Below are 12,576 nucleotides of genomic sequence, written 5' to 3' on the forward strand. Positions count from 1 at the left end.
GGAGATTTCCGATGTCGTTCGCCAAGGCACAGGACCTGTTGAAGCTCGCGATGATGGCGACGCGCCGCAGCGGCGTGTCGCTTGACGAGATCATGCAAGAATTCGGCTGCGTCTATCGGACCGCGCAAAGGATGACCGAGGCGCTTGAGGGGGCATTTCCGCAGACGGAAACCCACGAGGGGGAAGATCGCAAAAAGCGGTGGCGTATGCCCGCTCGCCATGTTGCAGCGCTTCTGTCGCCCTCGCCAGAAGAACTGGCCGCACTATCGAATGGGATCGTGCAACTCGAACAGGCTGGCATGCTGCAAGAAGCGGCACTTGCGAGAAACCTTGACCAGAAGGTGAGGGCGCTTGTCCCGCCGGAAAAGGGCACCCGCCTTGCAGTCGACGAGGAAGCCCTGCTCGAGGCGCTGGGCCACGCGGCTCGTCCCGGGCCAAAACCTGCCGCCAACCGCGACGTCGATATGGCGATCTATGAAGCGCTGAAGGGGCCATTTCTGCTCCGCTTTCCCTATCGAAAGCGAGGCCAGACTAAGCCGGTCGAGCGTATTGTCGCGCCCCACGGTCTCTTGCTGGGTGTTCGCCGCTACCTGGTCGCGAGAGACACCGCGAAGCCGCCATCCGCACCGCTGCAACACTTCCGCGTTGAGGAAATCCAAGCGGCTGAGGTGCTGGAGGACTCCTTCGAGTTCGATCACGGTTTCGATATCCGACGCCATGCCGAAAAGGGGTTCGGATCCTTCGAGAATTCGGCTGAGTATGGCGACGTCGTCTGGCGCTTTTCACCGGAGGCGGCGGCACATGCCCGCCGCTTCGTCTTTCACCCGACCCAATCGGTCGAGGACGAGCCAGACGGCTCTCTACTGGTACGGTTCAAAGCGTCCGGACTGCTCGAGATGTGCTGGCACCTCTATGCTTGGGGGACGGCAGTCGAGGTTCTTCAACCCGAGCGATTGCGCGAGATGGTGCACCAAAGTCGCCGTAGCTTTGGCGCTTTTCCTTGATCAGAGCTTGGTGCGTCCGACAGGAGAGCGCCGCAGCTTGGTCGAGAGCCGCCATGAATGAACAGCCATTGAAAATCGGCTATGCATGTCAGGGCCTTCCCCGCTATCTGATTATTCAGTCGAGGGAGCAGCGATGATGACCGGCGAGACGATCTTCGGAACCCTAGCCGATGTTCCCTTGCGCGAGGCCTGGGCCCATGAGGCCCACCGCTTCACTCCCTGGCTCGCGGAAAATCTCGATCGCCTCGCCGCCGCAGTCGGCATTCCGCTCGAGCTGACCGGCACAGAGGCGAGAGTTGGCACTTTCAGCGCCGATATCCTCGCCCGCAATCCGGTTGATGACAGCGTGGTGCTGATAGAAAACCAGCTCGAGGGCTCCGATCACACCCACCTTGGCCAGATCATGACCTATCTCGCAGGCCTTGAAACCCACACCATGATCTGGGTTGCGCCGAATTTCCGCGACGAGCACCTCTCTGCCATCCGGTGGCTTAACGAACATACGGTTGACCCCTTCGCGTTTTTTGCCGTGCGCGTCCGTGTCGTCCGGATTGGGGAATCCCCGCTTGCGCCACTGTTCGAGGTGATCGAGCGGCCGAACAATTGGAACCGCCAGCTCGCCCAACAAAAGCGGTCGGTGGAGGCGGGGCTGAGCGACCTCGGTCAACACCGGCTCGAGTTCTGGACGCATTTCTGCAATCGGCATCCGGCGTACGGCAAGCCAGCTGCGACCAGCTCGATGTGGACTGCACTTCTCGGGACCGATGCGGCCTTGGTGCAGTACATTGCCCGGAGCGCTGTCGGCATTTTTGTGCGACCGCCCCGCGGCGGTGCCATGGAAGACATGGCGCGCGAACTCGGACCATGGCTACTGCGCCTTTCCGAAGAGCTGGGTGCCCCTCCCGGCGGCCAGACGAGCTTCCTGTCTCGGAGCCTATCGATCGACACGCATGACCGGGCCAATTGGGATCGGATGGCCGACTGGCTTAATGAGCGCACCCACGCCTACCAGACGGCATTTGAACGGGTGCTCCGCGAGCCTGGCTGAGGCGCTAGCCGATCCCGAAGCCGCTGGCCGAAAACACGAACTGCTCATTCGACGGAAAAGCTGCAAGCGCCACGAGCTGACCCGCCTCAAAGCGCAAATGCCAGGTTTTGCCGCGACGCGGCGCGCGTTCTGCCAAAGCCGCTGGATCGAGCACCACAATATTGCACCCCTGCTCCGGATCGCGGACCGAAATGATCCGGATCACCTGCGTTCCAGCTTCGCGCGCTGCGCCCGCGAGGTCCTGGCAGGCGGTATAGTCGTCCGGATCTGTCCATAGCTCGACCGTTGCAGCAAACGGCTCCGCTGTGAGATTGAGCGCCTTCTCGGTGCCGACCTTCACCGAAAAGCTGGTGTGTTCGCTTGTCGTCGATGGCGGCGTGAAACCAGGTGATCGGGAAAAGAAGCGCAGGCGCCAGTAGGCGGTCTCAGCAATCGCTGTGCTCTCGCGTTCACTGGCGTAAAAGATGCCCGGCTTCTCACCGGCGCGCCGAAAGCGACTGGACCGGGTGTGGCCATAACGAAAGGGCGCTGCGAGCAGGAAATCGAGATGCCGCGCGCTTTCCGGCATCTGCGGCTTTACCTCCTCGGCGAGCAGCTCAAGCGCAAGCTGGTCCCCGGAATTTGTCGCCAACCGGTTCGTTGAAATCCGATGCTGGGCCTCGACCACACGCCAGACCCGCCCGGCATAGGCGATATGCTCAGACGCGAGCTCGGTAGAAGTCCACATAGTCGCAAACCTCGATCAGGCCCCTCATTGTGTCGATCTGTTCAATTGGCTTGCCGCCAAGATCGAGGTTGTCTGTCGCCAGCCACTGCTTGGCGGCCACATCATCGCTACCGAGTAAGGCGTCCAGGCTACGGAACAACCGCAACAGGAACTGGCCGGCCTCGAAGGACTTGGTTGCTGGATCGAGCCACGCCTGTCCGCTGCGCAACCGCGACGCCGTCGCCATCGATACGCCCAGAACCGTACCGAGCTTGGTGTTGCTCAGCCCCCAAAGCTCGGCAATCCGGGCGATGGCAGCAGTGAGGACATCAGCCTTATTACGGGTGGCAACAGCGGCGGCGACCATAAGATTTCCTTTCAGGAGATCATATAGGCATAAATTCATTCAATTGAATAGCTGAAATAGGCGGCCTCCCAAGCCCCCGTCGAGCGTGATCAGCGACGTCGCCACAGCTGAAGCATGGGCGGTACCATGGTGCTATAGGGGTGCTCGTGCAGCCGCTAGTTTGATCCTGCTGCAGGCAGTCAGCTTCGTTGCAAATTATTGATCACTATGTGAGAACGGGAGGCTAAGCGAGCAAGGCGGGGACAAGCAATTGGTCACTTACAGGAACAATCCGCCTGACGCGGCGGCGCTAATGACCTCGGCGCGGAGTTTCGGCAATTACAATCTGCCAAGCGCGCTAGCCGACCTGTTGGACAACAGCATCAAGGCCAAGGCCCGGGCTATCGACATACTTTGCTTTCGTAACGATGGTGAGCCCGTCGTCCGCATATTCGATGATGGCCATGGAATGACACAGGACGAGCTCTATAGAGCGATGCGTCCAGCAAGCGCCAACCCCGACGAAGAACGCACAGCTGATGACCTTGGTCGCTTCGGCTGGGGTATGAAGTCGGCATCTCTGTCACAGTGCAGGCATCTAACGGTGCTGACACGGCGGGATGGGGTACTATCAGGAGCGAGCTGGGATCTAGACGATCTTGCGGACTGGAAGATGGGCATTCTCGACCTAAAGGAAATCGAGGAACTTGCAGATCCCCGCCTTCTTCAGCGCGACGGAACCGAGATCATCTGGACCAAGTGTGATCGGCTTTCCGAATATGGCAGGGTAAAAAGCAAAGAGTTCAACGAGCTGGTCGCGCATGCCAAGTCAGAACTGGCCCTCACATTTCACCGATATCTGGCGGGAGAGCATGGCCTCCGGAAGCTGAAAATTTCTCTTAACGGAGGGGAGCTCAGCCCAATCGATCCGTTTCTTCGCGACCATCCAGCGACACAGATCAAGCCAGTCGAGCACCTCGAACTGGATGGAAAACCATTCAATGTCCAAGCTTTCATCCTTCCGCACTTCTCAAAGATATCTTCGCACGAGCACGAAAAGCTCGGCGGCGAAGAGGGGTTCGTGCGAAATCAAGGATTTTACATCTACCGCCAGCACAGATTGATCATGCATGGAACTTGGTTTCGCTTGGTCCGTCATGGCGAGCTGTCGCAGCTTGTCAGGATTGCGGTCAACATTCCCAACAGCCTTGACGCCATCTGGAAGATTACGGTCGACAAATCGGAGGCTCAGTTGCCCTCTGGGCTACGATCGCGATTGAGGGAGATCGTCAAGGCGCTCAAAGGGCAGTCCGGCAAGGTTTTCCAGTCGCGTGGTGGTAGGATCAAACCAGCTGATGGCAGGACGCCCGTCTGGGCAAAATACGTCCGCAACGGCGAAGTGCGTTACTATCTCAACCGGGAACATCCGCTGATTGCGAATATGCTCGAGCACGACGATTCCGAGGTTGCGCAGTGGTTTGGGGCCGCACTCGGGGTCATCGAAGACTGCTTTCCAGCTATCAGCATCGGGGAAGACTTCACGAGCAGGCCAGGACAGATGAACCAAAGCGCTCTGGATCGGGATGCCTTTATCGAGCGACTTGATACCGCACTGCCAGCCCTGCTCGTATGCTCGGAAGGGTCGTTCGAAAAGCTTCGAGCGTTGCTGCGAGTGACCGAGCCATGGGCGGCACATACTGCGACCGTTGAGGAGCATCTGATGGCAAAGGGATGGTCAGAGAATGCATGATGCCGAACTAGCCTATTTCCGAATGACCATCGAACGGGAATATGTCGACCTTTTCGCAAGCGGGGCCGGTTTGCCGGAAGGCAAAATCGAAGAGATTGTGCTCGACGGACCTTTCAACAATCTCGGCGACGACGGGACCGTATATATCGTCCGTGAACTTGAAGCGAGCTTCCGGGTAACCCAGCGTCGCGGAGCGGTCATCTCGAAGGGTCACCGTCCGTGGCTTTCGAGGAAAAAAGCTGACCTTCGTTTCTACTACTGGAACCGGCTGAGCAAATTCTACCGCGAAACCGGCGCACTTCCATCGAACGTCGTTGCCACCTTGGATTCCGACACGGACGAAATCCTCGACCTTTGCGGCGATCCGCTCGACCCTGCTTACGAAGCGGTCAGGGGCATGGTCATGGGCAATGTGCAAATGGGCAAGACGACCAATTACTCTGCGCTCATTTGTAAGGCTGCTGACGCAGGCTATCGCGTAATCATACTTCTTGCTGGCATCACCAATTCCCTACGCACGCAGACCCAGGAGCGTCTCGACGAAACCTTCATCGGGAAAATCTCGGTTGCAAACGCCGCCGCCCAGCAGTCGCTGCCGATCCAGAGATTTGCGACAGAGCGGCGGATCCCCGCAGTTGGCACGACCAGAGATTCGGATTTCAAGGCCGGCATGGACGGGATCTACTTTGGCCTGACGGGACACAAGGAGCCGATGATCTTCGTAACCAAGAAGAATAAAGCGGTTCTCGAGAGGCTCGAGAAGTGGATCGACGAACAGGAGCAGACGGGTGGATTCGAATTGCCTCTGCTGCTTATCGACGACGAGGCGGACAATGCTTCCATAAACACCGCCAAGGACCCCAAACTGACGACGGCGATCAACGGGATCATCCGGCAGATCCTCGCCCGTTTCCCACGGTCCGCATATGTCGGCTACACCGCAACTCCATTTGCCAACATTTTCATCGACCCGGATTCACCGGAAGAAATGGAGAATGACGACCTTTTCCCAAGCAATTTCATCAAGGCCCTCGATCCGCCGTCGAACTACGTCGGTTCACATCGAGTCTTTCGGGAGGGCGGAGACCTCCGTAAAACGATGGTCAGGACCGTCGACGACTACCACGCACTTCTGCCCCTGAAGCACAAAAGCGGCGACCCTGTCGTCGACCTCCCAGAAACCTTGAAAGATGCGGTCCGCGTATTCTGCCTTACTCGAGCGATCCGGGTGTTGCAGGACAGGGGGAATGCCCACTGCTCGATGATGATCAACGTGAGTCGCTTCAATGCAATTCAAGCGCAAGTACTAGGTCACGTCCATGAGTACCTTTCGGAGCTCAAGGATGCGGTCTCGGTCCATGGTTCACTCAGTCCCGACAACATCCAAGACGAAACAATGGAAGATTTCAGGGTCAGCTTCGAGAAGGAATACTCGGTAACCGAATGGAAATGGCCAAAGGTGCTTTCCTGTCTCAACGAGGGAATTCAAAGCATTGAGGTCCGCACGGTCAACATGAAAGGGGGGGTGCTAGACTATTCGCTGAACAGGGAGCACGGACTACACGTCATCGCCATTGGCGGCTTGGCACTCTCCCGCGGGCTGACACTTGAGGGACTGACTGTTTCCTATCTTCTAAGGAACGTGGCTGCGAGCGACACCCTGATGCAGATGGCCCGTTGGTTCGGCTACCGGCTGGGGTACGAGAATATCTGTCGGCTCTATCTCCCCAAGATGTCTTTCAACCACTACGAATACGTCGACGAGGCGGCAGAGGAACTGCGCAAGGAAGTGAAGCGCATGAAAGCCGCGAACCGCACGCCCGCCGACTTCGGCCTGAAGGTTCGCCAGAGTCCGCTGGCGATACGCGTAACAGCAGCAAACAAGATGAGGACCGCTGCAAAAGTGACGGTCGCTCAGGACTATTCAGCCCGGCATGTCGAAGGGCATGCGTTGCCGAACGACGCCCAGAAGGGCGCCGAGAACATGACGGCCGTCACCAAATTTCTGGAGAGTTTGGGCAAACCGGTAGATGTTGCGCCATCTTATGTGGCGTGGCGCGCCGGGGGCAGAGACGTGCTGGACCTGATCGGCAAGTTCTATTTCGGACCACACGTGGATCTCGCCAAGATTTCGGACTCCTCACTTTTCCAAGACTACGTCCAAGATCGTATCACCGACGAGTTGTCCGAATGGGACGTGGCGATACCGATGAAGCAATCGGGCGAATCGAAGCCCTTTGCCGCACAGACTATTCGATTGAGAAGTCGCGATAAGGGCGTCGTCAAAGACGGCGCATATCGGGTCTATGGGGCTAGAAGCCGCGTCGCCGATCAGCCTGACGCGTGGATCGGTCTGGACGACGTGCAGTCAAAAACCGCGACCCAGCGTTTCAATAATGACGAGTACAAGAAGGAACGCGCAGCGTGCAGCGTTCGCAAGCGGCCGATGATGCTCGTTCATGTATTCGAGCCTTCTTTACGGAATGATAAAGATCACAAGGAACAGTCGGATGATGATCTGAAAATCGGAAGCCCGGTCGTGACACTCTCCTTCTGCATGCCCGAGACCAGAAAACCGGCCAAGGAACACACTTACCAGGTCAATGCGGTCTACAGGGCACAGTTGGAACTTCAATATCAGCAGGAAGACGACGACGACGCTGAGGCAATAGCGGGAGATCAGGATGCTTGAGGCATGGGAGTGTCTCGATCCGCCAGCAGAATCTGGAACGCGAAATGTGCTGCTCGCCGACAGCGAGCATCCTTTGGATTTCCGCATCGGACGCGACAATCGCGGACACTACGTGTTTCTGCTCGACGCGGACAGGCCGGTTGGCGGAGTTCCCACATTGCCTAGGGTGATGGGTATCACAATCGAGCTCGAGGAGCCCAGAAGCGGGCGCCTTCGCCTTGTGCTACTTTTGCAGGACGAGGCCGACCTTCAGAATTTCGCTCTCATGTGCACCGGACTGATGCTCGCCACACAATCCAGCACGACGCAGAGGACCTCAGAAGGTTTTGTGCGTACCCTCGCGGCAATTCATCGCTGGCACGAGATGTTGAAGCGCCGGCAAGAGAAACGGCTCACCAAGAGCGAACGAATAGGGCTCGTTGGGGAACTTTTGTTTCTAAGGGATGAGCTACTACCTCGGATAGGCATAACGCCCGCACTCCATGCGTGGACCGGGCACGAAAAACATGAACAAGACTTTGTGATTGGCTCAATGATATTCGAAGTAAAGACACAGGTCGTGACCGCCGATCGGATGATTTCCATTTCATCAGAGGATCAGCTTGATCCCGTTCAGGGCAAGATAATGATTTGCAATCAAGGTATTGCCCCTGCCCTACAAAGTTCATTGGGATCCTGCACATTGAATTTGATCGCAAATGAACTTGCAGGCATTGCTAAAGATGCCGGGACAGCCGCATCGAATCTTCTCGAAATAGGGTTGTTGGGAGGTGGATACGAACCGCACCCCGAATACGACGATGAAACGTGGACATTACTGGACAGGTCACTTTTCGAGGTTCGCGACGATTTCCCTAGAATCGAGAGAGGCGAGCTCAGATCCGGCGTCCAGCAGGTTCGATACAAGGTAAGCGTTTCTGACTGCCAGCCGTTCGCGGTCAATCTCGAAGCTACATTCGAGGAACTGATCAATGGATGATCTCGACGCCGCGTTCGAGGAACTTCGCGAGGACGTCATGCTCGAAGCTGAGGCCAGCGGACTTTTTCAAGAAGAGGCTTTTTTCGAGATTTACGCGGAGGCCGCCAGCGAGAATGGCGACACGATCGATCTCGAATATGCGCACTGTCGAAAGGAAGGCGGATCGAAGCCCTACAGGGTGGACGGTCACGCTTTTGATGCGGATCGAGGCACACTCTATCTCGCTGTCTGTGACTTTCGCGAAGGTCGTGCACTGCAGTCTCTACAAGCGGCACGTATGGATTCTGCGCTGAGGCAAGCTACTAACTTCTTCGAGAACGCCCTTGCGCCTGAGTTTATCAACTCACTGGAGGACAGCAGCCAGTGTTTTTCCGCAGCATATCCAGTCTACATGAACCAACAGTCCATCCGACGGCTTCGGGTTATACTATTCTCCAATGCAAGGCTTGCCGCGCGCAGACCTCCGTTGCTTATGGCCGACGTCGCCGGGGTGCCCGTCGTCTACACTGTTCTCGACCTTTCCAGGTACGCCGAAATTCAGAAGTCGCGATCGGCACCCGAAGCCATCGAGGTCGATCTTGAAAGTATAGTAGGCGACGCGCTTCCTTGCCTTCGAGCATCGACGACGTCTGGAGACCATGAATCGTACCTTCTCGCCTTGCCAGGCGATATTCTGGCTGACGTTTATGGTCTCTACGGCGCCAGGTTGCTCGAACAGAACGTACGAACCTACCTGCAAGCGAGGACCAAGGTAAACCAGGGGATCCTCAAGACCATCCGGGAAGAGCCGGAGATGTTTTTCGCCTACAATAACGGACTGACTGCAACGGCATCTGGCGTGGAGCTTAAGCAGCTGAACGATGGCCAGCTTGGGATTTCTTCGATCCGCGATCTTCAGATCGTCAACGGAGGACAGACCACGGCCTCGATCCTCTACGCGAAGGATATCGGTAAGTCGCCGCTCGACAAAATTCACGTACAGATGAAACTGTCGGTGATTCCGCCCGATTCCGTCGAGACGGTCGTGCCGCGCATTTCAAGATGGGCGAACACGCAGAACCGAATATCAGAAGCAGATTTCTTCTCGAACCATCCGTTCCACTTACAGATGGAGCGCTATTCCCGGGTGTTGGCAGCCCCTCCAAAGGATGGTGCCCTGATTGGCGAGAAGTGGTTCTATGAGCGAGCACGAGGCCAATATCGCGACGGTATGGCCTACGCGAGCAAGGCGGAACGGAGGAAGTACCAACTCGAGTTCCCGCAGGCGAAGGTCATGGTGAAGACTGACCTTGCCAAATACGTCGTCACCTTTGAGTGCAGACCGGATATCGTGTCGAAGGGCGCACAAAAATGCTTCATGCATTTTGCGACTGAAACGACCAAATCTTGGAAGGCCGCACAGGCTGAATATAACGAAATTTGGTTCAAGAAGGCATGTTCGATGGCGTTCCTGTTCCGGTGGACAGACAAAATGATCGGTCAGTCGGACTGGTATCAGGAGGATCGTGGTTACAAGTCACAGACAGTTACATATACGCTGTCTTGGCTTGCCCATCATGTGAAGCAGTTGGGACGCGCCACTATCAACTGGGATGCGATCTGGTCGACACAGGATGTGCCCGAAGAGCTGCAGGAATTTCTCGAACAGCTTGCGCCTCAAATCGCTGCGGCGATCAAGGATGCGCCGGCTGCTGTCCGTAACGTCGGCGAATACTGCAAGATGCAGGCATGTTGGGAGAACATATCGAAAAGCAAATTGAGGGTCCCCTCGCTTCCCGATCACATCACACTTGATGAGTTTGAAGCAAAAAATATAAAGAAATCAGGGCGCGATACCAAAAGGATCGATACCGAAATCGATCTTGATGTTGTCCTTTTTTCGATCGTTCCGAAAGCTGATTTGGTCCGGGCAAGCGCCGATCAGCGACGCATTCTTTCAGACAAATCGAATCGTGCGCTGCAAAAGCTTGCCGCGGGAAATCTGACACTTTCGAGAGCGGAAAGAAACGCGATGAAGCTTTTGATCAACCGGCTTGCCGATGAAGGGGCGCCGGTGGAGTCGATGGGCTAGGCTGCCTTAACCTGTCCGATGTCCTCCGAGAGCAGAATCCCAAGGACCCCGGCAATCTGTCGGGCTAGCAGAGGCGGGACAGCGTTGCCTACCTGCACATACTGTGAAGTACGGTTGCCGAGGAAGATATAGTCGTCGGGAAAACTCTGAAGGCGGGCAGCCTCTCTAACGGTTAGGCTACGACATTGCGTTGGATCGGGGTGAATGAAATAGTGGCCGTCCTTGGAAATATGACTGGTCACAGTCGATGAAGGCCTGCCCCCAACCTGTACCTTGAAACGATCCGCAAATTTCCCTGAATTCCAGCTCTGGTGATCCGGCGCGAGCGCTTCGGGGAAGTTCCGGGCCGACGGAGCATGCCCTATAAGCTCCGCGAATGTCGAACAGAAGGCATAGCGGGCAAGGTCGGATGGCATGTGCCCCCTTGTTTCGTGGTTAGGCGGGCACACCAAACGTTCGTCACGAAGTTCCACGGCGTACTCGGAAGGAAACGTTCTCCCATACGTATTCGAGGTTCGCTCGATCATTGGACTGTTCAAAATGGTCTTGTAATGCTGACGGAGTTTACTCTGCAGACATGAATGCTCTTGAGCTGCATCGGCCGCTGAAAGGAAGGCACCAGCTACGGCCTCCTTCCAGCGCAAGAAGGTGTCCTCTCCCCTGCTGAGCCCGCTTCGCAAGACAGGAAGGTCACCAATGGCTTCCTTTACCGTGACTTGCTTGCCCATTTTAGGGAGACGGATCGCGTTGGGATCAAAGTTGGTAATGACATCTCGTCGCAGCCCGAGAATGATCACCCGGTGTCGAGCTTGGGGCACGCCATGCTCTTCAGCCCGAAGCAGGTAACCTGACTTTTCTGGGTTTGGCGAAAGGGAGTATAGGCAATAGCTGCCCGGACCAGCTGCATTCGAGAGATCGCCATGGATCAGCTGGAAGATTTGTCGGCCGGAAACCGACGATGAGAGGATGCCCTTCACATTCTCCATGACGAAGGCACGGGGGCGCACCTTACCAAGAATTCGGATGTACTCGCGGAACAGGAAGTGGCGCCTGTCCTTCTCCGGGCTGTAGTCAGCGATCCCCGCATTACGCGATCTGCCAGCAAGCGAATAGGCCTGACAAGGTGGTCCCCCAACAACCACAAAATTGTCGCCACCTTCCTTGAGAAGCTCGTCGAGGCGCCTATCGAGTTGGACGTCGTCCTCCGGCTTGCCAAGCTCTAACATGGCGGTTTCTGCTTCCGCCATTTCCCATGCCAAGGAGTGCTTGCGCCTAAGCTCTTCGAGCGAAATTTCGCCTCTTGCGAAACGAAAATAGTCGTCGCGCCCGGGGGGCTCAAGATTGCGAAAGAAGCTCCTCAGTCGGAGCGTGGAAAAGGCGCCCGGATCCATTTCAACGGAAAGTTTGATCTTAAATTCCGCTGGCCCTTGCGCCGTCGTAAATCCTTCCGCGAGACCACCCGGACCAGCGAAAAGATCGATTGTGCGAAAGACCTGAGTTGAATTCATTGAGGCTTCATACCAGGTCTGCTCAACGCTACCAGGACAAAAATGACAGACATCGTATCAAGAGAAATTCGTTCTCGGATGATGTCCGGCATCAGGTCGCGAGATACTCGACCCGAGGTTCGCTTGCGCCGAGAGCTGCATGCCCTTGGTCATCGCTTTCGGTTGCACGCACGCGACCTCGCCGGCACTCCAGACATTGTAATGCCGCGACGGAAGGCGGCGATCCAAGTCCATGGTTGCTTCTGGCACCGTCATGTTGGCTGTAAATACACCAGCACACCCGCCACCCGTCCTGACTTCTGGCAGGCAAAATTTGACTCCAACAGATCAAGAGACGCGAGAAACCTTGCACAACTTCAATGCGCAGGTTGGCGAACAGCTATCGTTTGGGAATGCTGCCTTCGTGGGGCAGACATATCCGAGGTTGTACGCCGTCTTGATACTTGGCTTCGTTCGGACTAGAGCCACATCG

General features: G+C 56.5%; 10 protein-coding genes. 7 read left to right on the top strand and 3 right to left on the bottom strand.

The annotated features are described in order from the left end of the window. The first annotated feature begins 11 nt into the window (after positions 1-11). Both J3454_RS11035 and J3454_RS11040 read left to right on the top strand, forming a co-directional pair. On the top strand, positions 12-1,004 hold the full coding sequence (locus tag J3454_RS11035; protein ID WP_349513802.1) for a helix-turn-helix transcriptional regulator: 993 nt from the start codon (positions 12-14) through the stop codon (positions 1,002-1,004). A gap of 133 nt (positions 1,005-1,137) precedes the next feature. After that, positions 1,138-2,052 carry a hypothetical protein gene (locus J3454_RS11040; RefSeq protein ID WP_349513803.1) on the top strand — a complete coding sequence of 305 codons (915 nt, stop codon included), beginning with the start codon at positions 1,138-1,140 and terminating at the stop codon, positions 2,050-2,052. Between the two features lie 4 nt (positions 2,053-2,056). Here J3454_RS11040 and J3454_RS11045 read toward each other — a convergent pair whose 3' ends face one another. Both J3454_RS11045 and J3454_RS11050 read right to left on the bottom strand, forming a co-directional pair. Then, positions 2,057-2,719 (bottom strand): RES family NAD+ phosphorylase, encoded by a 663-nt coding sequence (locus tag J3454_RS11045; RefSeq protein ID WP_349513804.1) that lies wholly within the window; start codon positions 2,717-2,719, stop codon positions 2,057-2,059. Positions 2,720-2,750: 31 nt separating this feature from the next. Beyond that, positions 2,751-3,125: an antitoxin Xre/MbcA/ParS toxin-binding domain-containing protein gene (locus J3454_RS11050; RefSeq protein WP_349513805.1), complete on the bottom strand. Its 375-nt coding sequence runs from the start codon at positions 3,123-3,125 to the stop codon at positions 2,751-2,753. Positions 3,126-3,375: 250 nt separating this feature from the next. Between J3454_RS11050 and J3454_RS11055 the strand changes: the two genes are divergently transcribed. From J3454_RS11055 to J3454_RS11070, 4 genes are read left to right on the top strand one after another with little or no spacing between them, the layout of a single operon-like run. After that, a complete protein-coding gene (locus tag J3454_RS11055) occupies positions 3,376-4,854 on the top strand; it encodes an ATP-binding protein (RefSeq protein ID WP_349513806.1) in 1,479 nt (492 codons plus the stop codon). Then, the gene (locus tag J3454_RS11060; protein ID WP_349513807.1) at positions 4,847-7,546 is read left to right on the top strand and encodes a Z1 domain-containing protein; all 2,700 of its coding nucleotides are present in this window, start codon (positions 4,847-4,849) and stop codon (positions 7,544-7,546) included. The genes J3454_RS11055 and J3454_RS11060 overlap by 8 nt, the downstream gene beginning before the upstream one ends. Continuing rightward, on the top strand, positions 7,539-8,525 hold the full coding sequence (locus J3454_RS11065; protein WP_349513808.1) for a PD-(D/E)XK motif protein: 987 nt from the start codon (positions 7,539-7,541) through the stop codon (positions 8,523-8,525). The genes J3454_RS11060 and J3454_RS11065 overlap by 8 nt, the downstream gene beginning before the upstream one ends. Continuing rightward, positions 8,518-10,596 carry an AIPR family protein gene (locus J3454_RS11070; RefSeq protein WP_349513809.1) on the top strand — a complete coding sequence of 693 codons (2,079 nt, stop codon included), beginning with the start codon at positions 8,518-8,520 and terminating at the stop codon, positions 10,594-10,596. The genes J3454_RS11065 and J3454_RS11070 overlap by 8 nt, the downstream gene beginning before the upstream one ends. Here J3454_RS11070 and J3454_RS11075 read toward each other — a convergent pair. Further along, entirely contained in the window at positions 10,593-12,104 is a 1,512-nt protein-coding gene (locus tag J3454_RS11075) for a DNA cytosine methyltransferase (protein ID WP_349513810.1), read from the bottom strand. The two genes, J3454_RS11070 and J3454_RS11075, sit on opposite strands and share 4 nt — an antisense overlap. 42 nt (positions 12,105-12,146) lie before the next feature. Between J3454_RS11075 and J3454_RS11080 the strand changes: the two genes are divergently transcribed. Then, complete coding sequence (locus J3454_RS11080) at positions 12,147-12,566, top strand: very short patch repair endonuclease (RefSeq protein WP_349513811.1); 420 nt, start codon at positions 12,147-12,149, stop codon at positions 12,564-12,566. Positions 12,567-12,576 lie beyond the last annotated feature (10 nt).

The organism is Erythrobacter sp. NFXS35 (assembly GCF_040148725.1).
Taxonomy (GTDB): domain Bacteria; phylum Pseudomonadota; class Alphaproteobacteria; order Sphingomonadales; family Sphingomonadaceae; genus Erythrobacter.